Origin of the sequence: Shinella sp. S4-D37, assembly GCF_040812195.1 — a bacterium.
GTDB lineage: Bacteria > Pseudomonadota > Alphaproteobacteria > Rhizobiales > Rhizobiaceae > Shinella.
The window spans coordinates 1,326,566-1,347,477 of the sequence record NZ_JBFNXL010000005.1 but is presented as its reverse complement, the minus strand read 5'-3'; the positions used below and the strand labels follow the sequence as shown (position 1 = coordinate 1,347,477).

Genomic DNA, 20,912 nt, shown 5'->3' with positions numbered 1-20,912 from the left:
GTCCATGGAGCGAGGCCGACGGCACGCCCCCTGTCAGAAACGCCGCTCGTTCTCGCGCGCCAAGACGTCGAACGCGTCCGAATCGGCACTGTAACGCTCACCGGCGGCATCCCAGCGATAGGTCACGGCGATGCTGCGCGTTCCCGGTTCCGGAACGGTCGCATCGCCGCATTGTCCCGCGGAAACCGTCGTGCGTTCGCTCACCGTGGCCCTGATATCGGCAAACGGCGTGCCCGTCCCCTGCCGGATGCCGAGCCGCTGCGTGCGCTCGAAGGCGCATGCCCTGTCGTCGAACGTGAAGATACTGTCGACGAGCGCGAACCGGTCGCCGCGCAGGAGTATCAGGGCCGTGGTCGCATAGCCCTGGCTGGAATTGAAATGCGTGCTCCGGGTGACCAGCAGGTCGTCCCCCTCCCCGACCGGAAGCCGGACAGGTTCGGCAAAGGCTGTCCAGCGGTCGAAAGCGATATCGGCCGCGTCGAGCAGCCTCGGCTTACCCGTGACGTCGAAGAGCGCGAGCACGACGAAGCCGGAGGCGCTCTCGCGCGCCGGGCCGAAGTCCAGCAGCAGCACCGTTCGATCCCGGCCGCCGGAGCGCACCGGGACGGCCGCAAGCGTCAGAAGCCTCATCACCTCCGGTCCGGGATCGCTCCATGCGTCGCCGCCGATGTGGCGGACGTCGATCGTCCCCTCGCCAGGCGCCGCTTCGCCGTTTGCGACGGCCCCGGGCGCGACGAGCCGGACGAGGTCCGCGAAGGTCACGTCCTTCCTGCCGGCGACCGTATCCGTCAGGTCGGGAAACGACACCGGCTCGGCAAACGCCCGGCCGGCCAGAATCCAGAAGAGCGCAAGCGCAAGCAGGGTCACACGCGATAGGACGACCATCATGACGGCTCCTCTCAGATCACCGCGACAGGATAGCCTTTTTCATCGGGCCGGCACAGGTCAGCAGGAAATGCCGGCGTCAGGGGCAGGTCGTCACCTGGTTCGAACAGGTTCCCGTCGTCCAGCCACGCAGGCGGGGTCCGCGGACAATACCGTCGATCGTCAAGACGCCCTCGACCTCCAGCCAGTCGCCCCGGCAGGCGTGGATGCGGTCGACCAGGATCGAATCCGGCCCGTAGGGCATGCCGTCGATCGTGCCCGCGAGCGTGGCGACCACGGGGGCGTCGTGCGCGGGACCGCGGCGCAGATGCCGGTTGTTGAGCCCGAGACCGATATGGCGCCCCGACACCCAGCCCACGCCCTTGAAGACGACCTCGGTCGGGTCGTCACCGATATAGTCGAGCACCCAGCCCTCCGATATCCGCAGCCAGCCGTCCTTCGAGCCCGTGATCGACACTTCGGTGGCGAAGCGCTCGCCGCCGACGTCGCGGGCCGCCGGAAGCGTGCCGATGATCGCCGCGTCGTCCTGCGGGGCGGCCCGCACGTTGAGTCCGTTCGGATCGGGATCGGTGCTCCAGGCGGAGATCGCGCAGGCTTCGTGCGCGCCCTCCGCCACAGCGTCATCGGCCGCCGCCGCCATGGGGATGAGGCAGAAGAGCGCGGCGGCGCGAAAGAGGATCTTCGATCGGTCCCGGGCCATTCCTCTCACCGCCTTTCCGCCATGTCTTGCAGGGATGCGAACCTGAGATCCGGGCCTCCGCCCGGCTTCTCCTCATCATTCCACCAGATCGTTCCTGCGCAAGCGTTTTCGTCCGATGGGGCCCCCGATCCGGCTTGCCCTTCAGGCTGACCGCTCACAGCGCCCTTTCGAGTTCGGGCAGAATGTCGAAGAGATCGCCGACGAGGCCGTAGTCGGCGACCTGGAAGATCGGGGCTTCCTCGTCCTTGTTGATCGCAACGATCACCTTCGAGTCCTTCATGCCGGCGAGATGCTGGATCGCACCGGAGATGCCGCAGGCGATGTAGAGCTGCGGCGCGACCACCTTGCCTGTCTGCCCGACCTGCCAGTCGTTCGGCGCATAGCCCGCATCGACGGCAGCACGGCTTGCGCCAACCGCTGCACCGAGCTTGTCGGCGACGGGCAGGATGACTTCCCGGAACTTTTCCGACGAGCCGAGCGCACGGCCGCCCGAGATGATGATCTTGGCAGACGTCAGTTCCGGACGGTCCGACGAGGAGAGTGCATCCTTGACGTGGGTCGAGAGGCCCGGGTTTGCTGCGGCCGAGACGGTCTCGATGGCCGCGCTTCCGCCTTCGCCGGCAGCGGCGAAGGACGCCGTGCGGACGGTGATCACCTTCTTGTCGTCCGTCGACTGCACCGTCTGGATGGCATTGCCGGCATAGATCGGACGCTTGAACGTGTCGGAAGAGACGACCTCGACGATCTCCGAGACCTGCGCGACGTCGAGCAGCGCGGCAACGCGCGGCAGCACGTTCTTGCCCACCGAGGTCGCCGCCGAGACGATGGCGTCATAGCTGCCGGCCAGCGAGACGATGAGCGCTGCCAGCGGTTCGGCGAGGTTGTTGGCAAGGTTTTGGTCGTCGGCGACGAGGACCTTCGTCACGCCGGAGAGCTTTGCCGCCTGCTCGGCGGCGGCCTTCGCATTGCTGCCGGCGACGAGCACATGCACGTCCGAACCGATCTTGCTTGCCGCCGTCAGCGCCTTGGTGGTCTGGTCGGAAAGGGTGGCGTTGTCGTGATCTGCCAGAAGAAGAATGGCCATGGTTTAGTTCTCCCTTTCCGGTCTCAGAGCACGCCGGCTTCGTTTTTCAGCTTGTCGACCAGCACGGCGCGGTCGGCGCCCATGGCAAGGGCCGTGCGCAGCGTCTCTTCTGCCTTGGCCGGGCCGATCGACACGACGACCACTTCCTCGGCCTTGCCGGCTTCTTCAGCCGCAGCGCCTCTTCCACGGAAATCTCGTCGACGGGTTCATCGACATCTTGACATTCGCAAGCTCGACGCCCGAGCCGTCCGCCTTGACGCGGATCTTCACGTTGTAGTCGACGACCCGCTTGACGGGGACCAGGATTTTCATCGTCATTTCCTCCCACGGCCGGCCAGCGCCGCCCGCTCTCGTCATCAAATGTCCTTGGCGAGGCGCAGAGCGTCGTAGATCGCGGCATGCGTGTTGCGGGCGGCCACCGCGTCGCCGATCCGGAAGAGCTGGTAGGTGCCCTCCTGATTGCGCTCGACCGTCTGCGGCGCGCCGGCCAGCAACTCGTCATAGGAGACCGCACCGAGGTTCGTCGAACCGGGCTTCAGCTCGAAATAGAGATCGTCCAGCGGAACGGTGCCGTGGTTGACGACGATCTGGTCAACCGTGCGCCGCTTGCTGACGCCGCCGTAGTCGCTGCCGACATGGGCGATGATCTGATTGCCGCTCCGTTCCGCCGCCTCCAGCCGGTATGTCACCGTGAAGGTCGTATCGAGCTTCTGCAGCGAGCGCATATAGGGCACGAGGTTCATCGCCATGACCTCGGGCGCGAAGGACCGGTCCGGCGTCATGATCTCGACCTTGCCGCCCGCCCTGGCGATGAACTCGGCGGCCTGCAGGCCGGCATGGTCGCCCGCATCGTCGTAGACGAGCACGTTCGTTCCCGGCTTCACGTCGCCGGAGATGATGTCCCAGGAGGAGACGACCAGCTCGTTGCCCTTCGTCAGCACCTCCGTATGCGGCAGGCCCCCCGTCGCGACGATCACGACGTCAGGGTTTTCCGCCGTGATCGTATCGGCCTCCGCCCAGGTGTTGAAGTGGAAGGTGACGCCCAGCTTCTCGCACTGGCTCATGCGCCAGTCGATGATGCTGATCATCTCGCGCCGGCGCTCGCTCTGCGCCGTCAGGCGGATCTGGCCGCCGGGAACGTTCGCCGCCTCGAAGACGACCACCTCGTGGCCGCGCTCGGCCGCAACGCGCGCCGCCTCCAGACCGGCCGGGCCGGCGCCGACGATCGCCACCTTCCGGCGCATGTCCGCCTTGGCGATCCTGTGCGGCATCGTCTCCTCGCGGCCCGTCGCCGCATTGTGGATGCAGAAGGCAAGGCCGCCCTGGTAGATGCGGTCGAGACAGTAGTTGGCGCCGACGCAGGGGCGGATATCGTCCTCGCGCTTCTCGATGATCTTGCGCACGATATGCGGGTCGGTCATGTGGGCGCGGGTCATGCCCACCATGTCGACCTTGCCGGCGGCGATCGCATGGCGGGCCGTCGCGACATCCGGGATCTTGGCGGCATGGAAGGTCGGGAACCTGGTCGCCGCGCGGATCTCGCCGGCGAAGTCGAGATGCGGCGCGTTCGCCATGCCCTGGATCGGGATGACGTCGGTCAGGCCGGGATCCGTATCGATATGGCCGCGGATGACGTTGAGATAGTCGATGAGGCCGCTATCCTTGAGACGGCGCGAGATCTCAAGGCCTTCGGCCTTGCCCGTGCCGCCGGGAAGACATTCGTCGGCCGTGTAGCGCACGCCGAGGATGAAGTCGTCGCCGACCCGCTCGCGCATCGCCCTGAACACGTCGAAACAGAAGCGCATGCGATTGTCGAGCGAGCCGCCATAGGGGCCGTCGAGCTCGTTGGTCAGCGGCGAGGTGAACTGGTCGATCAGGTGGCCGTAGGCCTCCAGTTCGACGCCGTCCATGCCGCCGGCCTTCATGCGCTCGGCCGCATCGGCGAAATCCTTGATGACGCGCTCGATATCCCAGTCTTCCATCTTCTTGGGAAAGGCGCGGTGCGCCGCCTCGCGGTGATGCGACGGCGCGACGACGGGCAGCCAGTCGCCCTTGTCCCAGCGCGTGCGGCGGCCGAGATGGGTGAGCTGGATCATGATCGCCGCCCCCTCCTCGTGCACGGCGTCCGTCATCTCCCGGATCCACGGGACGATCTCGTCCTTGTAGGCGAGCAGGTTGTTGAAGACCGGCGGGCTGTCCTTGGAGACGGCGGCCGAGCCCGCCGTCATCGTCAGCGCCACCCCGCCCCTGGCCCGCTCCAGCGTGTAGGCCCGGTAGCGCCCCTTCGGCATGCCGTCCTCCGGATAGGCCGGCTCATGCGACGTCACGATGATGCGGTTTCGCAAGGTAAGGTGCTTGAGCTGATAGGGCTGAAGCAGAGGATCGTTCGACATGCGACGGGCTCCAGATTAGAAACAACGGACCGACGCTACGCTTGAATGTACATATGTGTCAACTGAGAAAACAGTTCGGCTCTTCATTCTGACACTCATGTACATTTTTCTTGCATCGGCTTTCATCCTTTGCTAGGAGGCATTCATGGAACAGGCGACGAGCGACAGCGGCTGGCGAGGATCGCAGGAGGGTTGGTTGGAAGCTGCCTACACCTCCCTTCTGGAATCGGGGGTCGATTCCGTGAAGATCCTGCCGCTCGCCAAGCGGCTCAATCTGTCGCGCACCAGCTTCTATTGGTTCTTCAAGGATCGGGAGGAATTGTTGAGCGGCCTGGTCGCCCGGTGGCGCGACAAGAACACCGGCAGCATCGTCAAGCAGTCGGAAGCCTATGCGGAATCGCTGGCCGAAGCGATGCTGAACGTCTTCGACTGCTGGCTCAACAAGGAACTCTTCGATTCCCAGTTCGAATTCGCCGTACGAAGCTGGGCCCTTCAGGCTCCCGAGATTCTCGAAGAGGTCCACCGCGCGGATCAGATCCGGATGGAGGCCCTGAGGCGCATGTTCATGCGGTTCGGCTACGAGGAAGGCCCCGCCGACGTTCGCGCGCGCACCACCTACCTCGTGCAGATCGGCTACATCTCGATGCAGGCGAGCGAAGACATCGCGCTGCGCATGAAGCGAATCCCGGATTACATCGCGATCTACACCGGAGAGGTTCCGCAGCAGCGCGAACTCGACCGGTTCTTCGCGCGCCATGGCTACAAACCGGAGTAGAAAACGTGGAAGCGGCCGGAGGTTTGAGGATCGGCAAGGCCTGCGCCCGGCGGTTCCGCGGCGACCATGGAGACATAGCGGAGCCTGCCGAAAAGATCGAAGCGGCGCATGCAGGATGCGCCGCACTTCAACCGCCGGAAAACAACAAAAAGACCGAACGGCTTCTGTCCAAGATTGGGGAACCGAATGGAATGGTTTTACAAATTCCCGAACATGAACGACGGGGCGCTACGCGATCTCAAGAAGGTCATCGATAACGGGTTCCGCGCCTTCACGCGTGCCTATGGCGATGCCATCGAGGGCGTCTTCGCCCCCTTGCAGCACTTCCTGATCGCGGCCGATCGCTTCATGACCCAGACGCCCTGGCCGATCATCCTCGTCCTCGTTCTCGCCATCGCATGGCTTGCCAGCCGCAGCCTCAAGATCGTCCTGGGCTGTCTCGTGACCCTCATGCTGATCGGCTATTTCGACATGTGGATGGACACGATGCGGACCGTGGCGATGATCTTCGTCTGCACGGTGCTGTCGATTGCCATCGGCCTTCCCGTCGGCATCCTCATGGCGCGCTCCGACCGGGTTCAGCGGGTGGTCAATCCGATCCTCGACGTCATGCAGACCATGCCGAGCTTCGTCTATCTCATCCCGGTCGTCATGCTGCTCGGCATCGGCAAGGTGCCGGGCCTCATCGCCGTCGTCATCTACGCCATCCCGCCGATGATCCGCCTGACCAATCTCGGCATCCGCCTCGTCGACAAGGACGTGCTCGAAGCCGCCGACGCCTTCGGCGCCGACCGCAAGCAGAAGCTCTTCAAGGTCCAGCTGCCGCTGGCGATGCCCACCATCATGGCCGGCATCAACCAGACGATCATGATGGCGCTCGCCATGGTGGTCATCGCCTCGATGATCGGCGTGCAGGGCCTCGGCCAGCCGGTGCTGAAAGCCATCTCCAACCAGTATTTCACGCTCGGCATCTTCAACGGCCTCGCCATCGTCGGCATCGCCATCATGTTCGACCGCGTCAGCCAGGCCTACGGCCAGCGCCTCCAGAAGCACCGGGAGATCGTCCATGGCTGATCACGCTTTCGGCGGCATCAGGATCCGCCATCTCTACAAGATCTTCGGCCCGAATGCCGCAAGCCACATCGAGGCCGTCAGGAACGGCCTCACCAAGGCGGAGCTCAACGCGCAGTTCGGCCATGTGCTCGGCCTTCGCGACATCAATATCGAGATGCCCTCGGGCTCGATCCAGGTCATCATGGGCCTGTCCGGCTCCGGCAAGTCGACGCTGATCCGCCATATCAACCGGCTGATCGACCCGACCGCCGGCGAGGTGCTGGTCGACGGCGTCGACGTGGTGACGATGGGTGAGGCGAAGCTGCGCGAATTCCGCCGCCACCAGACGGCGATGGTGTTCCAGAAATTCGCCCTCCTGCCCCACCGCACCGTGCTCGACAACACGGTCTTCGGGCTGGAACTGCAAGGCGTTTCCCGCGCGCGATGCATCGACACCGCGATGCGCTGGCTGGAGCGCGTCGGCCTCAAGGGGTTCGAGGAAAAATACCCCAACCAGCTCTCCGGCGGCATGCAGCAGCGCGTCGGCCTTGCCCGGGCGCTTGCCAATGACGCGCCGGTGCTCCTGATGGACGAGGCCTATTCGGCGCTCGATCCGCTCATCCGCACGGACATGCAGACGGTGCTGCTCGACCTGCAGAAGGAGATCAAGAAAACCGTCGTCTTCATCACGCACGATCTCGACGAGGCGCTGCGCCTCGGCGACCAGATCGCCATCCTGCGCGACGGCGAGGTCATCCAGCAGGGCAGCAGGCAGGATATCGTGCTGCGGCCGGCGGACGACTACGTCGCCAATTTCGTCAAGGAAGTGAACCGCGGCCGGGTCGTTCAGGTCGATGCCGTGATGCGGCCCCTCGGCGCGCCGGCGGCAAGCGGGCCGGTCGTTTGCGCAGACGTCACGATCGAGGACGCCGTCCGCCTGCTCGCCGACGCGCCCGAAGGCGACATCACGGTGGTCGACGCCGCCGGCAAGCCCGTCGGCACCGTCACCTTCCGCCAGTTGGCCGGCGCCATGGTCAATGCACAGGAGAGCGGCCAGCGCGCCGCGGCATGACAGGAGGCCGGCGCGCGGCGCCGGCCCCTTCCTCTCCGCCTTCCGGAAAATCCTTGACCCGCAGGAACTTGCGCGATGTCGAAAAAATTTCCCCGCCTTTTCTCTCCGCTTGGACTGCGCACGAAAACGCTGAAGAACCGCATCGTCTTCGGCGCGCACACCGCCAACATGGCCGTCGAAGGCCTGCCCACCGAGCGCCACGCCGCCTATTACGAGGAGCGGGCGATCGGCGGCGCGGCGATGATCGTCGTCGAACCCATGCCCGTGCATGCCGCCGCCGTGCTCACCCGCAGCAATTTCCTCCACTCGGACGATGCCGTCATCCCGCATTTCAAGAAGGTGGTCGACGCCATCAAGCGGCATGGCACGGTGGCGATCCAGCAGCTCTACCATGTCGGCGCGCACGGCGATTCCGACAATTCCTTCCACCCGCACTGGTCGCCCTCCGGCGCGCCGAGCTACCATGACAGCGACGGCTCGCACCCGATGAGCGAGGCCGAGATCCGCGAGACGATCGACGGATTCGTGGAGGCCGCGCGGCGATGTCGCGACGCGGGCTTCGACGGCGTCGAGGTCTGGGCTGCCTATCTCGGCATGGTCGACCAGTTCTGGACGCCCTGGTGCAACCGGCGCGAGGACGAATGGGGCGGCTCGCTGGAGAACCGCACGCGCATGTCGCGGGAAATCCTGACCCGCATCCGCGCCGTCTGCGGTCCCGACTTCATCATCGGCCTTGCCGTTTCCGACGAGCCGGACGTGAAGGTCGCGCTCCAGCGCGACGAACTCGCCGAGATTATCAAGCTGCACGACGAGCTCGGCCTCATCGACTACGTCACCTGCGGTTCGGGCGGCTACCTCGATTTCTACAAGCTGATGCCGACCTTCCTCTATCCCGAAAAGCTCGGCGCGGACCTTGCCGCCGTGCTGAAGGGCGTCGTCAGGAATGCCGTCGTGATCGCCGAAAGCCATATCCGCACCCCGGAAAACGCCGAGACGGTGCTCGGCGAAGGCGCGGCGGACCTCGTCTCCATCGTGCGCGGCCAGATCGCCGATCCACATCTCGCCGCCAAGGCCGGCGAGGACCGCCCGGACGACATCCGCGGCTGCATCTCCTGCAACCAGATGTGCTGGGGCCGCCGCTCGCGGGACTACTGGATCAGCTGCCTGATCAACCCCTCCGTCGGCCGCGAGACCGAATGGGGCGGCGACCGCTTCTCCAAGGCGGGCGATCCGAAGCGCGTGCTGGTGATCGGCGGCGGCCCGGCCGGGCTGGAGGCGGCGCGTGTCGCCGCCGAGCGCGGCCATCGGGTGACGCTGGCGGAAGCCGCCCCTCGCCTCGGCGGAAATTTCCTTCTCGCCGGCCTGCAGCCGCGGCGCGCGCAGATCCTCGATCTCATCGCCTGGTATGAACGCCAGCTCGAAAAGCTGGGCGTGGAGGTCCGCCTCAACACCTATCTGGAAGCCGGGGAGATCGACCCGGCCGACTTCGACATCGTGATCGCCGCGACCGGCTCCTATTCGCCCGAGACGGGCTTCCAGAAGGCGCTACCGACGGTCGAGGCCATGCCGGGCATCGAAAAGGGCAATGTCTTCACCGTCGAAGCCGTCATGGCGCGACAGGCGCGGCCCGGCAAGCATGTGCTGCTGCTCGACGAGGGCGGCGGCTGGCGCGGCGGCGGCACCGCCTGGAAGCTCGCCGAGGAAGGCCACCGGGTGACGATCCTCACGCCCGATCCCTTCGTCGGCAAGGAGCTGCAAAGGACCGCGGCGGACGTTCCCATGCGCCAGGCGCTGCGCAAGCTCGGCGTCGACTGGATCGTCGAGGCCAGCATCACCGAATGGCACGGCAACGGCGCGACCATCGTCGAGCACAACACCGGCGAGAACCGCTTCGTCGAGGCCGATACGCTCGTGACCGCCACCACGAACGCCGCCATGGACTGGCTGATGCCGGGGCTTCGGGACCTCGGTGTCGCGACGCGCCAGATCGGCGACTGCGCGGCCCCGCGGCAGGCACCCTACGCGTTTTTCGAGGGCAGGAAAGCGGGACTGGAGGTTTGACCTCGCCGATGCGATCCAAGGCGCGGTCGGCGGCGACCGCCTGGTTCCCTCCCCTCACGCGTATGTCGCCACCGGCTCGCCCAAGGCATCCATCCGCGGCGTGATGCCGAGGCCGGGCATTCGAGCACGCTCCTCAGGTTCTTCTCGGGAACCGTCTGGCCGGGATGGACGATCGCCTCTTTGATGCGGTCGACCCGCCGCGGATCGCGCCCGATCAGGCTCGGTGCGATTTCCGCGATGCCGGCGCGCACCCCGCGGGCATGGAAGGCGATCCAAGTGGAACCGAAGGGCGTGCACCAGCTCATCCGAGCTGCGAGGGGCCTGCGTCCTGACCGGGCGGACAGGCTCCGCACCGAGCGACGCGCGATTTCGTCCGCGGAAGAGCGCTTCGCTCATCCGGCTTGCAGAAGTCACGGGAAGGGGAAGACGGCACGCGGGAGATGATTTGAGGTGATTTGGCGCAACTATCCAGGCGCGCGCCTACCATGCCCGCCTCGCTCAAAAGACATGCCTGCCACCGCAGGAAGAAAGGGTTGCGACCCGATCCATATCGGAGAGATCAATAGAAGAAATCAGCGTAACCATTTGCCTCATAAGAGGAAAATGGTGGGTGATCACGGGCTCGAACCGTGGACCCGCTGATTAAGAGTTATCAAAGTCAAGTTTCCCTGAATTTCCCCGTCTTTCATATTCTATTGTTTTTTATAGGATATTCACTATATTGGTTTCCATACCTTTCCACCAATTTCCGCCTGTTTTACCTCATGGTGGCGACTCGGTGGCGACTGGAATGGAAAATCAGAGGATCTGCAGTTGCCGACAATTAAGCTCACAAGGAAGGCCGTTGCAGCGATCGAGGCTGCGGCAAAGGCAACTACCTACTACGACACCGACGTCAAGGGCTTCGGCTTGAAGGTCATGCCGAGTGGAGCCCGATCGTGGATCCTGGAGTACCGCCCTGGCGTCGGCGGCCGGTCCGTCTCCAAGAAGCGCATTAAAATCGGCACGCCCGCGACGCACTCGCCTGAGGAAGCCCGCGACGAGGCTGCAAAAACGTTGGCAAGGGTCACGCTTGGAGCCGATCCTGCGGCGGCACGGGCCGAGGAGCGGGCGGCGATGACGGTAAAAGAGGTGGCCGAAAGCTACCTCGATAAGCATGTTTCGGAAAAGCGAAAAGGCAATACCGAACGGCTGTATCGATGGGTGCTCAACGATCACGTCTTGCCCGCTATCGGGTCGATGCGAGCTTCGCAGGTGACGCGTGCCGACGTTACGCGAATGCAGGCATCGATCACCCGCGGCCGCAAAGATTTACCCAATGGTGGCCGGACAACGGCGAACCGGGCGCTCGCCGTTCTCGGCGCCATGTTCAACTGGGCCGCTGGTGAAGGACTGGTGCCGGAAGGCTTCAATCCTGTCCCAAAGGTCGAGCGGTATAGGGAAAACCAGAAGGAGCGATACCTTTCCTCGGAAGAACTCGCGGCGCTTGGCGCAGCCCTGACAGAGGCCGAAACGACTGGACTGCCCTACGATGTGGATGAGACGAAGCCAACCGCTAAGCACGCCCCGAAACAGGAAAACCGCGTTACCGTCTTCTCGCCCCATGTCACAGGCGCGATCCGGCTGCTGGTCTTGACGGGATGCCGGCTGCGCGAAATCCTTGACCTCCGGTGGACGGACATTGATTTCGATCGGGGCTTGCTGTTGTTGTCGGATAGCAAGACCGGCAAAAAGGTGATCGTCGCCTCGACTGCCGCTATTGACGTGCTAACCGCCCTCCCCCGTGTCGGGAGATACGTCATAGCCAGTTCGAGTGCTGGAACCGAGAACGAGCGCCCGCGGCACGATTTGAAAAAGCCGTGGGAGGCGATCCGCGCCCGCGCAGGATTAGAGGGGGTTCGGCTTCATGATCTACGCCATTCCTTTGCGAGCGTTGGCGCCGGCAGTGGCTTGGGGCTCCCCATCCTTGGCAAATTGCTGGGGCATAGCCAGGCCGCGACGACCGCTCGGTATGCGCATCTAGACGCTGATCCCGTTCGCCGTGCCGCGGACGTCATCGCCGATCGGATCGCTACCGCTATGGGAGGGAAGTAATGGCACGCCTCCCCGATGGTTTCAGTCTTCAGGCGCTGCCCATTGAGGCGGCACTGTCCGAAGGGCGCACGGAAGATGCGAAGACCGCTATTGTTGCGTTGCTCAAGGCAGGAACGGCGGACAAGGTAGTCCAGAGGCTCGCGGCCGAAATGATCAAGCCCCCAAAGCGGAAAAGGGGCCGGCAGAAGGCGCATACTAGGTACTGGTTCGATATCGGGGAAGAGTTTCATTCTCTGCGGGGGCGCGGGGAGAAATATGAGGACGTGCTCCTGCTGCTTTCAAAGAAATTCTGCCATTCGGAGTCGCACATCCGAAAGGCCGTTGCGGAGTACAATGAGGCAAAGGCGGCGGCCGACGAAGCCTCCCGCGAGTAAATGGGATTTATTCGGCCTAAAAAGGCACCGGCAATTCAATCATATTCACGGCATCACCAACCTTGAAGAGGAGATGCCATGACAAATATCCGAACCCAAGAAGCCGCAGCCCATCTCGGGCTTTCGAAATCCACGCTTGACAAGCTGCGCTGCTTCGGTGGCGGGCCGCGGTTCTACAAGTTGGGACGCGCCGTTATCTATGATGTCGCCGATCTCGACGCCTGGAAGGCTGAGCGCGCGCGCACGAGTACGTGGCAGCCGGCCAATGATAACGGTAAACTGCGAGGTGCAGCATGAGCCGGCTGCACTCCATGTTGTCCTGGAGCATAGCCAGCCCGCAGCAGCGATCGGACTGGTTCTGGAAGTTCGCCGTTGCAGAGATCATCGCGCATCGCCGCTACCTCATCGAAGAAGGTCTGCATCATGGCGACGACCAGCCTCACGACTTCGAACTGAAGGCGATCGACAGTTTCTGCGATATCGTCATCCAGGGCGACAAGGACGATGACGCAGCGGTCGAGGCCGCGGTTCATCTCATATACTCGCTGGCGAATGCCACGCGGGGGCGCGTTCCCGCTGCACTGCTTTACAATCATGGAGCCGGCTCACGGGTTCGAGCGGCCCTTCTTAAGGGGGCGTGGATAGACGGGAAATCTGGGTCCGTTCTGGCGCTAAACGGTGGAAGCCTGACCTCTGTCGTAACATACTTCCAAGAGGTAGAGCGAAATCACCTGATGGATCCGGAGGAGATCGAAACGCTGTCGAGCTTGAGCGAGACGGTCCGCGTCTTCCGCGGCGCCAAGATGAAGGACTCCGTCAAGAGTACCGCATTCGCCCTGTCATGGACCCGCGATTATACTTTGGCGCGGAGTCTCACCGCTCCGGTCAAGGCCGCTGTCGCTTTCGAATCCAAGCTAGAGGACATTGGCCAGAAGGCCGACATTCCCCAGAAACGGCTGGCGGAACTGGGGAAACAGCTTCGCCTGATCGGCCGGCAGACAAACCAAGCAGGCAGCCAGATGGCGGAAGGGATGGACACCCTTCTCGGCCTCGGCGCCTCTGAGGGTGACGCGCTCAAGCTTTTGCCCAACATCGGCAAAGCCGCCTTCGCTTACAAGGCCAGCATCACTGACCTGTCGTCAGCCGGTTACGCCGCGCTCGACAACCTGAAGGTCCCCGCCGACCAGTTCGGCAAAGCTTTGGATGCCATGGCCCAGGCTGGCAAGGCTGGGGCTTTCGAGCTCAAAGATATGGCGCAATACTTCCCCGCCCTCGGCGCAGGATATCAGGCTCTCGGCCAGACCGGCGTGCCGGCTGTGGCCGACCTCTCGGCTGCTTTGCAGATCGTCCGAAAGGGCACAGGGGATTCCGCTTCGGCGGCAACGAACCTGTCGAACGTCCTGCAGAAGATCCGCGCGCCGCAGACGATCAAGGCCTTCAAAAAGATGGGCGTCAATCTTGAGCGCGAGCTGAAGAAGCGCGCCGAAGCCGGCATGAGTCCGATTGAGGCCATCGCGGACATCACGAATAAAACGCTCAAGGGCGACCTTGGGAAGCTCGGCGACCTCTTCAGCGACGCCCAGGTTCAGCAAGGCCTGCGGCCGCTGATCCAGAACATGGAGGAATACAGACGCATACGCGCCGAGGCCATGGCGGCGCAAGGGACGGTCGAGGCCGACTTTGCGCGCCGCATGAAGACTTCGGAAGGCGCGCTGCTGCGCATGCAGGCCGCGCTGGAAAACCTTTCCGCGTCCATTGGTGCCACCCTTCTGCCGGGCCTCAATGCGGTCATCGACAAGGTGGCCCCTATAGTCACCGGGATCGCGGATCTGGCAGAACGCTATCCGGAAGCTACCTCTGCCATCGTGGCCGCAACGGCTGCCGTTGTCGGCTTCAACATCGCCATGACCGCCACGCGGTTCGCGTTTTTGTGGACCAAGGGCGGCGTCCTGTCCATGGTCATTCCGGTAGCGCGCCTGGCTTCGCACTTCACTACGGCCGCCACGGAAGCGGTTGCGCTTCAGCGGTCCCTCAAGGCGCTCTCCACATCGAAGAACGCCGGCATGGCCGCCATGCTGGACGGAGGCCTCAACGGCGCGGGCCTAACCAAACTTGAAACGGTGCGCGCTGCGCTCGGCGGCATGGCAGCCGCCGTGCCCGGCGTTACCGCAATCGGTGGCGCCCTCACTACCGTTGGTGCTGCACTGGCCACCATCTCGGCACCGGCGTGGTTCGCCATCGGTGCGGGTGTTGCGCTTGTTGCTGGTGCCGGCTTGGCGCTCTGGCAGAACTGGGATCGTATCAGCAGCATCGTGACGGGCGTTGCCCGCGCAATCGGCGAAGAGCTTCAGCCAGCCATCGATTTCCTGTGGCCCGTGCTCGACCCGTTCGCGCAGTCGTTCTCCGCACTGGGGGATGCTGCGAAATGGGCATGGGAGCAGTTCAAAGAGGCGGCTAGCTGGCTCGGTTCGCTATTCCAGTCAAATGACCTCACGCGCCAGCATCAGATGGTGATTGAGGACAATGCCTATGCAGTGACGAGAAAGCTCATCGACGGTTTCAAAGCGCTGAACTCTGCGATGTTCCAGGCGGGCGTCGACATGATCCAGCGCATCATTGATGGCGTGACCGCGAAGGCGGGCGAGCTTCTGGCCTGGTTCACGTCCCTGCCTGACAAGATCAGGGCGGCGATCGGCAGGATCGATCTTAGCAACATCATCTCGTGGCCGAAAATGCCGTCATGGCTTGGAGGCGGCGAAGAGGCTCCTGCACAAAAGCCAGCCGTTGACGGCGCGCGCGCCAAGGGTGGCCCAGTCCGGAGCGGCGGGCTCTATGTCGTCGGCGAGCGCGGGCCTGAGCTGTTCAGTCCCGGCGCGTCGGGCATGATCTCGCCGCATGATGCATATCGGGCGGCTGCGGCGGGTTCGTCAGGTGGTGGCGGCCCGGTCCGGGGTGGTGGCCACACCTTCAACATTCAGCCCGTGATCCATATCCCGGTGAACGCACCGGTTGGCGGCGACCCGGACGCATTCGCGCGGAACGTTTCCGACGGGGTGGGCAGCTATCTCATCAGCCAAATGGAAGGCGCCTTCGGCTTCGAATTGGCTGACAACATGGTTTATAAGTGAGGCCTCATAAATGGCAGGAAATTTAGGAACAATCTTGATGAGCTTTGGCGAGCGGATCCATGAGAGCGAGCGCCGCGCAGCCAACAAGCGCCGAACCGGCACGGTAGCCGAAGGCCCCGACGACAAAGGCCGCTACCGGGTGGAGCTCTCCAGGCAGGGCGGCGTTCCCTATCTGACGCCCTGGATCCGCCCTAAAACGGTCGGAGCCGGCAACGTCAAGCTAGACGTGGTTTATGCCATCGGTGAGCAGGTCGATGTGGTTTCCGAAAGCGGCGATCTGACGGACGCGCGCATCGACTTCGGCACCTACAGCGACGACAACCCGCGGGAGAACGACGCTAACGCGCCCCTCAGGCTGAAGGTGGGCGACTCCATCATCGAAATCACTGGCGGCGGCATCACCTTGAAGGCCAGCAAGATCGTACTGGATGGCGAGGTGCATCTAGGCGGCGAAGGCGGCCAACTCCTGCACCGTAAGGGTGACGCGGATAGCGACGGGGATACGGCTGTTGGTTCGGCAAGCCGGGTTTATGCGGTGTAGCCATGTTGAAAATCGACATCAAGGGCGACGGCCTCGCCCTCTTCACCAAAGCGACGGCGGCCCTCAAGTCGCCGCGCAAGGCCGGTCAGGTCTTCAGCCGTGCGATCAACGAAACAGGCAGAGTTGGGGGCACGGCGGCAGGCCGTGCCCTTGCCGTCCAGACGGGTCTGCGGAAGAGCACGACGCTGAAGGCGGTGCGGCGGAACGTCACCAAGTCCACGCCGGCCACCCTAACCTACGTGATTCACGGTCAGGGTGGTGACATCAGTCTGAAGCACTTCAAACCCCGCGAGACCAGGATCGGCGTGAGCGCTGCGCCTCGTGGCGTTCGGCAGGTCTTCCCGTCCAGTTTTATGAAGGCAGGTTTTTGGCCAAAGAGAGTTGCCAAGCCCGCCTGGAATGGGCAGGTGTTCGTTCGCGCGAATACCGACGGGTATTCCTACAACTACACGAAGAACAACCCGTTCGTTAAGTCGGGTCTGGTCAAGCGGGAGCGCTCGGGGACGAAGTTCCTGAAGCAGAAATCAGGCGTTTTCATCCCCGTGGAGCTCTTGCGGGGAGAGGTGGCGAAAGTCTGGGACAAGACCGCCGAACGGCTTGAGCCGCGTGTCATCCACCACGTCAACAGGATGACGGGTGGGCTGTTCACCTGAGCAACGCCTCGGCAACACCGCAACAGCCCCAATACCCGGCATTTCGCCTCTCAAGCAACCCGTTGCCGAGGTTGCCGAGCTGTGCCTAGCCCGCCGCCGGGACTTCCGACCCGCATCGGTTGTATTTCGGCTGAAAAGGGACCCGTGGTGGGGGGGGGCGCCGGATCGACGAGCCCTACCGGTCAGGGCTGGCCGGCCGCGCCTGCTCTCTGATCTGCTCAGCGAGATGACGCAAGCGCGCCACGATCTCCTCCAGCGTTAGCTTTTGCAAATCCATCAAAGTATCCCCCGTTGCGCGCCCCGAACGCCCGCCGGGCAGAAAGGTTCCCTTGATCAAAATCACACATATGAATCCGTCCAGTGGACGGATTTCCTGCACCTTCACCGCAGAGGTCGGCGACCTGGTGTTGCCAGGCTGCGCGCTCTTCCGCCGTGGCGATGGCTATGTGCTGTCAGTGCCGCGGATAGGCGCGCCCGGCGAGACGCGGCCGGCGCCTCTGTCTGCGCTCATGGAGACAGAACTATTAAGGGTGGCAATCGCCCATCATGAGGAAAAAAGAACATGATCAATATTAGCAACATGCGGCCCGGACCAGGGGGTGCCAACGGCTCCCCCCAATATTGAGGACAGAATGGAAATTGCAATAAACTCATTCATTATACCCAACCTCAATCAGCACTGAGCACTTTTTCGATTTTCTTCGCGCGGTTCTCCAGTAGGCGACTTGGTGTACGATTCTTCATTTGTTCGAGGAAGTTCAAGACAAGCGGCATTTCTTTCCCATTTTTGGGTATTTTCGACGCCACGCCTAGTGCTTGGTTCTCTGTGACCTTGTGCCATCGAACCCAGTGCCGGGCGACATCCCTGTTCCATGACCGAACTTCTGAAGCTGCGCCCGCACGCGCATCTATGTAGTCGATGAGAACGTCGATTTCCTCTTCGGTTAAGGCACTGTCCGCGTTGGCGACCCAAACCAACATATCCAGACCAGAGCGAGCGCGACGCATGGTTGCTTCGTGTCCCATTTCATTTAGTTCCGCAGATCTAAGGAACCCACGAAAATACCTTAGGGGTTTTGCAATCTCGCTCCCATCTTGATGTCTTGCCAATCTAAGAATTCGGTCAGCGCGTAGCGTCCTCTCCTCGTTTCTAAGATAGCAAAACCCCTCCAGGATGATGTGCTGAAGATTATCGAAAACCCTGTTCAGCCTGAAGACGCGGGAGGTAATCTCACCGTCGCCGCTAACGTACTCCATCGAGTAGACTAAGCCAACCAAGCTGCCCGCGGGCGGTAGAGGGTACTCTGCAAAGTCGGGTGCCGTTTCGTGGCGGAGATATCCCGAGACATCTTTGTTGTCGATTGCAACACGGAACGCGTCAGGCTTGAAGCGTTTGCCGTCCCGCGCCCATTTGCACCTGTTATCCGCCGCGAACGTTTTTCTGCGTCCATCTATAATCGCGTTGACGTAAATTCTGGAGTCTTTTTCGACCAGAGAATGAACGATCATTCGATTGATTTCACGTCCGGATATCCTCTCTATGGCAGTGCCCTTGCCCGGCACGCCCCTCAATGACCACAAATCCCGAACGAACTGCTCGTACTCAGGATCGTCATCTTCGGTTATGATTACGCGGGTCTCGATGGTGAGCTTCGAGTAGTCTTTCCTCTTGTTCTCAATTGCAATGTGTTCGTTTGACGGAAGTTTTGAGCGGCTAGTCGATCGTCCCAGGACAATCACCAAAGACAGAGTCACCAGTATGAATGCTAAAATAATCCATAACATGATCGGCCCCACCCCTGCCGCAATCTAAGGGCGAGCAACGGAGCAGTGCAAGTCCTATTTTAGGGTTCATGGCACCGTGAGACCTCAGCTCAATCCCGCCCCATCTTCGCCAGCACGAAATCATTGGCCTCACGGTTGCCGCATCGCGTGGACCGCAGTTTCGGCTCAAGGGTGATGATCATGCACTTCTTGCCGAAGCGACGCGCCAGTTCCCAGCGATCCAGATAGCCGGCGTGCTTGCACCGGAAACACCGGGCGCCCAGCTCATACCATTGTGGAATGTCCTGAAAGGCGACGGAATGCTGGCGGCTGTTCACGTAGACGTTGACGCCGGTGAGCGTCGCCGGATCCATCGTATTGCCGGCCGTGATGTCTATGCCGCGCCGGTGGCGCATCACGGTCGTTCATACTGAGGCTTCCAACTGCGCGCGTATCCCTTCGAAACCAGCACAGACGCGGTGTATAACTGATCGCGCAGGAAGTCCGCATCAGCCAGCAATTCGCGCACCGCGGCCCGTGCGTCGCCGCCATAGGCTTCAATGACTGCGTCTATTTCCTGGGTGGCGGCCTTGGTGGACATGGGGAACCTCATAGGAATGGAGTCCGCTCGGCGGACTATGTTCCTATTTTGTTCTCATTTCGGAAGGAGTCAAGGTGGAACCTGAGCGGTCGCCACCCGCTTCCTGATTAACCTCAATTCTTTGGGTTAACGAGCTGATTAATTTGATCCGATCACGCTGCCGGCCGTATTGAGGGCAGGAGGTGATTTGATGAAGTATGAAACTGGCATGCACATCGTCTATGACGTTCTGGCCAAAGGCGTCCTAATCGAATTCCGCGGCAAGTCGCACTATCTGGCCGGCCCCTTCAAGACCCAGAAGGAAGCGATCGGCGCGGGTGAAGAGCTGTGCCGTAAGCTGGGCTGGGGGAAATCGGACGACGCAGGTGGCATCTAGGGCGATGCCCTCCCGACAACGATGGCCGATGACAAGAGATCAGATGGGCGCCGCCACTTTGCACGACGCCCGCCGCCAGAGCGAAGGCTCTACCGAGCAGCCTTTTCATCTCGTGCATAGTACTGTCGAGCGACAGCCTCGACCTCATCGAAATGCCGCTGTCGATCAAACAGACCAGCGGGATAGGTCGCAAACAGGTACTTCGCAAACCCTTTTTTCGCCTCTTCGGAGGGGCGAAACCAAATCTGCGACGTTATTTCGTCAAACGCCGCCTTGAGGGATGTCAGTTCCTCGGGCTCATAAGCTTGGCTAGTCCAGGAGACATTCATCCTGCCGCCTTTCTCGTGCTGGGCAAAAGCCATGGGGCTTTCAACGACGGCGCCCGTGTAAGCGACCGTCGCTATCCCAAGCATACGCTGTTGGGGCAGGATGTCCATTGCCGGGGGAGTATTCGGAACCTCGGGCCCGTGAGGAATGTTACGCTCGTCCGTTAATCGAGTGAGCGTAATGACTAGAAGCACCAGAACTCCCCTTCAACCCTGCAAGGACGCCGTGCTCGCCGAATTGACCGCGGTCGGATGCAGCGCCGACAATCCTGTCGACCTTTATCTGGTCGGACCGACGTTGATTGCGGCCGGCTATTCGCAGCAAGAAATCGTTAGTACTCTCGACAGCCTGGCCTATGACAAGCGCCTCGAATACGTCGGGGGAAATCGCGTGCGTTTGCCTCGGTGAGGAAAAGGGGGGCCGCCTGCTTCCCTTGACGGCCCCCGATGCGGAACGAAGCCATGCTCGGGCGAAGGGCTTCGCGTGGCCGCTGGCTTGAAACCGTGGCAAGGGCAGGTTGTTCCGCCCTTAAGAGAAAAACCGCCCGCTGGTGAGGGCGAGCGGTTTGGTGCGATGAACTTCAGTTCGCGGTCTTGCCGGCCGCAGATGCCGCAGCATCTGCCTCGCCGCGACGTTTGTTCGCCGCCTCTATGTCAGCGAGCGAGGGCCCCTTACTGCGAATGCCTGCCTCTTGCTTAAGGGTTTCCAGATGTTCGTGGTAGCCTTCTGGCATCGGATGTTCAGCCTTCGCTTCCGCAAGAAGCTTGATCAGCCCAGCCAAGCCGTCGCGCGCGCCTTCGATGCCGACCGACGCAGCTTCCACCTTCGAGGAAGGCTTCCCTGAACCACTCAGCGCGGCCTCGGCGGCTTCCAGGAAGGCTTTCACATGCTGTACTTCCAGAAGCAGTTCATTGATCTTGGTCATGTCATTCTCCTCATTGCTCGCCGCCAAGCAGGCGCGCGAAGTTGCTGATCCATGGCTCGGCATGAGCGCACAGTTTCCCAATGCTTGCCTCGGCAAGCGATACGTT

The 20,912-nt window shown here is 62.5% G+C and carries 22 protein-coding genes and 2 pseudogenes; 13 read left to right on the top strand and 11 right to left on the bottom strand.

Going from position 1 to position 20,912, the window contains the following annotated elements; all coding sequences use genetic code 11:
• Positions 1-33 precede the first annotated feature (33 nt).
• The 5 genes and pseudogenes from AB3G45_RS13955 to AB3G45_RS13935 all read right to left on the bottom strand — a co-directional run bounded on the left by AB3G45_RS13955 (position 34) and on the right by AB3G45_RS13935 (position 5,062).
• Complete coding sequence (locus AB3G45_RS13955) at positions 34-888, bottom strand: hypothetical protein (protein WP_367831132.1); 855 nt, start codon at positions 886-888, stop codon at positions 34-36.
• 76 nt (positions 889-964) lie between these two features.
• Positions 965-1,585, bottom strand: a complete 621-nt coding sequence (locus AB3G45_RS13950) for an SH3 domain-containing protein (RefSeq protein ID WP_367831131.1) — start codon at positions 1,583-1,585, stop codon at positions 965-967.
• Positions 1,586-1,739: 154 nt separating this feature from the next.
• Positions 1,740-2,669 (bottom strand): electron transfer flavoprotein subunit alpha/FixB family protein, encoded by a 930-nt coding sequence (locus AB3G45_RS13945; protein WP_367831130.1) that lies wholly within the window; start codon positions 2,667-2,669, stop codon positions 1,740-1,742.
• A 56-nt stretch (positions 2,670-2,725) separates the two neighbouring features.
• A pseudogene (locus tag AB3G45_RS13940) lies at positions 2,726-2,981 on the bottom strand (electron transfer flavoprotein subunit beta/FixA family protein); the annotation flags it as partial.
• 44 nt (positions 2,982-3,025) lie between these two features.
• Positions 3,026-5,062, bottom strand: a complete 2,037-nt coding sequence (locus AB3G45_RS13935) for an FAD-dependent oxidoreductase (RefSeq protein WP_367829618.1) — start codon at positions 5,060-5,062, stop codon at positions 3,026-3,028.
• 145 nt (positions 5,063-5,207) lie between these two features.
• On the opposite strand from AB3G45_RS13935, the gene AB3G45_RS13930 reads away from it, so the two are divergent.
• From AB3G45_RS13930 to AB3G45_RS13915, 4 genes are all read left to right on the top strand, one after another.
• Entirely contained in the window at positions 5,208-5,837 is a 630-nt protein-coding gene (locus AB3G45_RS13930; protein ID WP_367831129.1) for a TetR/AcrR family transcriptional regulator, read from the top strand.
• Positions 5,838-6,023: 186 nt separating this feature from the next.
• Positions 6,024-6,911, top strand: a complete 888-nt coding sequence (locus AB3G45_RS13925) for an ABC transporter permease (RefSeq protein ID WP_367831128.1) — start codon at positions 6,024-6,026, stop codon at positions 6,909-6,911.
• Positions 6,904-7,962 (top strand): glycine betaine/L-proline ABC transporter ATP-binding protein, encoded by a 1,059-nt coding sequence (locus AB3G45_RS13920; RefSeq protein ID WP_367831127.1) that lies wholly within the window; start codon positions 6,904-6,906, stop codon positions 7,960-7,962. The genes AB3G45_RS13925 and AB3G45_RS13920 overlap by 8 nt, the downstream gene beginning before the upstream one ends.
• A gap of 75 nt (positions 7,963-8,037) precedes the next feature.
• Positions 8,038-10,023 (top strand): FAD-dependent oxidoreductase, encoded by a 1,986-nt coding sequence (locus AB3G45_RS13915; protein ID WP_367831126.1) that lies wholly within the window; start codon positions 8,038-8,040, stop codon positions 10,021-10,023.
• A 170-nt stretch (positions 10,024-10,193) separates the two neighbouring features.
• Here the strand turns inward: AB3G45_RS13915 and AB3G45_RS13910 are convergent.
• A pseudogene (locus tag AB3G45_RS13910) lies at positions 10,194-10,316 on the bottom strand (mandelate racemase); the annotation flags it as partial.
• 520 nt (positions 10,317-10,836) lie between these two features.
• Between AB3G45_RS13910 and AB3G45_RS13905 the strand changes: the two are divergent.
• From AB3G45_RS13905 to AB3G45_RS13875, 7 genes are all read left to right on the top strand, one after another.
• Positions 10,837-12,117: a tyrosine-type recombinase/integrase gene (locus AB3G45_RS13905; protein WP_367831125.1), complete on the top strand. Its 1,281-nt coding sequence runs from the start codon at positions 10,837-10,839 to the stop codon at positions 12,115-12,117.
• Entirely contained in the window at positions 12,117-12,491 is a 375-nt protein-coding gene (locus tag AB3G45_RS13900; protein ID WP_367831124.1) for a hypothetical protein, read from the top strand. The genes AB3G45_RS13905 and AB3G45_RS13900 overlap by 1 nt, the downstream gene beginning before the upstream one ends.
• 78 nt (positions 12,492-12,569) lie before the next feature.
• Positions 12,570-12,788 carry a helix-turn-helix transcriptional regulator gene (locus AB3G45_RS13895; protein ID WP_367831123.1) on the top strand — a complete coding sequence of 73 codons (219 nt, stop codon included), beginning with the start codon at positions 12,570-12,572 and terminating at the stop codon, positions 12,786-12,788.
• On the top strand, positions 12,785-15,619 hold the full coding sequence (locus AB3G45_RS13890; RefSeq protein ID WP_367831122.1) for a phage tail tape measure protein: 2,835 nt from the start codon (positions 12,785-12,787) through the stop codon (positions 15,617-15,619). The genes AB3G45_RS13895 and AB3G45_RS13890 overlap by 4 nt, the downstream gene beginning before the upstream one ends.
• Before the next feature lie 37 nt (positions 15,620-15,656).
• The gene (locus AB3G45_RS13885; protein WP_367831121.1) at positions 15,657-16,160 is read left to right on the top strand and encodes a phage baseplate assembly protein V; all 504 of its coding nucleotides are present in this window, start codon (positions 15,657-15,659) and stop codon (positions 16,158-16,160) included.
• A gap of 2 nt (positions 16,161-16,162) precedes the next feature.
• Positions 16,163-16,813 carry a hypothetical protein gene (locus AB3G45_RS13880; protein WP_367831120.1) on the top strand — a complete coding sequence of 217 codons (651 nt, stop codon included), beginning with the start codon at positions 16,163-16,165 and terminating at the stop codon, positions 16,811-16,813.
• Between the two features lie 329 nt (positions 16,814-17,142).
• Positions 17,143-17,379 carry a hypothetical protein gene (locus tag AB3G45_RS13875; RefSeq protein ID WP_367831119.1) on the top strand — a complete coding sequence of 79 codons (237 nt, stop codon included), beginning with the start codon at positions 17,143-17,145 and terminating at the stop codon, positions 17,377-17,379.
• Positions 17,380-17,482: 103 nt separating this feature from the next.
• On the opposite strand, the gene AB3G45_RS13870 is transcribed toward AB3G45_RS13875, so the two are convergent.
• The 3 genes from AB3G45_RS13870 to AB3G45_RS13860 all read right to left on the bottom strand — a co-directional run bounded on the left by AB3G45_RS13870 (position 17,483) and on the right by AB3G45_RS13860 (position 19,178).
• Positions 17,483-18,598: a hypothetical protein gene (locus AB3G45_RS13870; RefSeq protein ID WP_367831118.1), complete on the bottom strand. Its 1,116-nt coding sequence runs from the start codon at positions 18,596-18,598 to the stop codon at positions 17,483-17,485.
• Between the two features lie 89 nt (positions 18,599-18,687).
• Positions 18,688-18,993: a hypothetical protein gene (locus AB3G45_RS13865; protein ID WP_367831117.1), complete on the bottom strand. Its 306-nt coding sequence runs from the start codon at positions 18,991-18,993 to the stop codon at positions 18,688-18,690.
• On the bottom strand, positions 18,993-19,178 hold the full coding sequence (locus AB3G45_RS13860; RefSeq protein ID WP_367831116.1) for a hypothetical protein: 186 nt from the start codon (positions 19,176-19,178) through the stop codon (positions 18,993-18,995). The genes AB3G45_RS13865 and AB3G45_RS13860 overlap by 1 nt, the downstream gene beginning before the upstream one ends.
• Before the next feature lie 190 nt (positions 19,179-19,368).
• Between AB3G45_RS13860 and AB3G45_RS13855 the strand changes: the two genes are divergently transcribed.
• Complete coding sequence (locus AB3G45_RS13855; protein ID WP_367831115.1) at positions 19,369-19,554, top strand: hypothetical protein; 186 nt, start codon at positions 19,369-19,371, stop codon at positions 19,552-19,554.
• Between the two features lie 89 nt (positions 19,555-19,643).
• Here AB3G45_RS13855 and AB3G45_RS13850 read toward each other — a convergent pair whose 3' ends face one another.
• Positions 19,644-19,991, bottom strand: a complete 348-nt coding sequence (locus AB3G45_RS13850) for a hypothetical protein (protein WP_367831114.1) — start codon at positions 19,989-19,991, stop codon at positions 19,644-19,646.
• A 70-nt stretch (positions 19,992-20,061) separates the two neighbouring features.
• Here AB3G45_RS13850 and AB3G45_RS13845 point away from each other — a divergent pair, with 70 nt between their 5' ends.
• A complete protein-coding gene (locus AB3G45_RS13845; RefSeq protein ID WP_367831113.1) occupies positions 20,062-20,289 on the top strand; it encodes a hypothetical protein in 228 nt (75 codons plus the stop codon).
• A gap of 172 nt (positions 20,290-20,461) precedes the next feature.
• On the opposite strand, the gene AB3G45_RS13840 is transcribed toward AB3G45_RS13845, so the two are convergent.
• Positions 20,462-20,806 carry a hypothetical protein gene (locus tag AB3G45_RS13840; RefSeq protein ID WP_367831112.1) on the bottom strand — a complete coding sequence of 115 codons (345 nt, stop codon included), beginning with the start codon at positions 20,804-20,806 and terminating at the stop codon, positions 20,462-20,464.
• Between the last annotated feature and the right edge of the window lie 106 nt (positions 20,807-20,912).

Bases quoted from the DNA above. Each gene is read 5' to 3' on its own strand.
- AB3G45_RS13895 (WP_367831123.1), top strand. From the start codon at position 12,570: ATGACAAATATCCGAACCCAAGAAGCCGCAGCCCATCTCGGGCTTTCG.
- AB3G45_RS13850 (WP_367831114.1), bottom strand. From the start codon at position 19,991: ATGGACATCCTGCCCCAACAGCGTATGCTTGGGATAGCGACGGTCGCT.
- AB3G45_RS13945 (WP_367831130.1), bottom strand. From the start codon at position 2,669: ATGGCCATTCTTCTTCTGGCAGATCACGACAACGCCACCCTTTCCGAC.
- AB3G45_RS13950 (WP_367831131.1), bottom strand. From the start codon at position 1,585: ATGGCCCGGGACCGATCGAAGATCCTCTTTCGCGCCGCCGCGCTCTTC.
- AB3G45_RS13855 (WP_367831115.1), top strand. From the start codon at position 19,369: ATGAAGTATGAAACTGGCATGCACATCGTCTATGACGTTCTGGCCAAA.
- AB3G45_RS13920 (WP_367831127.1), top strand. From the start codon at position 6,904: ATGGCTGATCACGCTTTCGGCGGCATCAGGATCCGCCATCTCTACAAG.
- AB3G45_RS13860 (WP_367831116.1), bottom strand. From the start codon at position 19,178: ATGTCCACCAAGGCCGCCACCCAGGAAATAGACGCAGTCATTGAAGCC.
- AB3G45_RS13925 (WP_367831128.1), top strand. From the start codon at position 6,024: ATGGAATGGTTTTACAAATTCCCGAACATGAACGACGGGGCGCTACGC.
- AB3G45_RS13935 (WP_367829618.1), bottom strand. From the start codon at position 5,062: ATGTCGAACGATCCTCTGCTTCAGCCCTATCAGCTCAAGCACCTTACC.
- AB3G45_RS13955 (WP_367831132.1), bottom strand. From the start codon at position 888: ATGATGGTCGTCCTATCGCGTGTGACCCTGCTTGCGCTTGCGCTCTTC.
- AB3G45_RS13915 (WP_367831126.1), top strand. From the start codon at position 8,038: ATGTCGAAAAAATTTCCCCGCCTTTTCTCTCCGCTTGGACTGCGCACG.
- AB3G45_RS13870 (WP_367831118.1), bottom strand. From the start codon at position 18,598: ATGTTATGGATTATTTTAGCATTCATACTGGTGACTCTGTCTTTGGTG.
- AB3G45_RS13900 (WP_367831124.1), top strand. From the start codon at position 12,117: ATGGCACGCCTCCCCGATGGTTTCAGTCTTCAGGCGCTGCCCATTGAG.
- AB3G45_RS13885 (WP_367831121.1), top strand. From the start codon at position 15,657: ATGAGCTTTGGCGAGCGGATCCATGAGAGCGAGCGCCGCGCAGCCAAC.
- AB3G45_RS13840 (WP_367831112.1), bottom strand. From the start codon at position 20,806: ATGACCAAGATCAATGAACTGCTTCTGGAAGTACAGCATGTGAAAGCC.
- AB3G45_RS13890 (WP_367831122.1), top strand. From the start codon at position 12,785: ATGAGCCGGCTGCACTCCATGTTGTCCTGGAGCATAGCCAGCCCGCAG.
- AB3G45_RS13930 (WP_367831129.1), top strand. From the start codon at position 5,208: ATGGAACAGGCGACGAGCGACAGCGGCTGGCGAGGATCGCAGGAGGGT.
- AB3G45_RS13845 (WP_367831113.1), top strand. From the start codon at position 20,062: ATGACTAGAAGCACCAGAACTCCCCTTCAACCCTGCAAGGACGCCGTG.
- AB3G45_RS13865 (WP_367831117.1), bottom strand. From the start codon at position 18,993: ATGCGCCACCGGCGCGGCATAGACATCACGGCCGGCAATACGATGGAT.
- AB3G45_RS13880 (WP_367831120.1), top strand. From the start codon at position 16,163: ATGTTGAAAATCGACATCAAGGGCGACGGCCTCGCCCTCTTCACCAAA.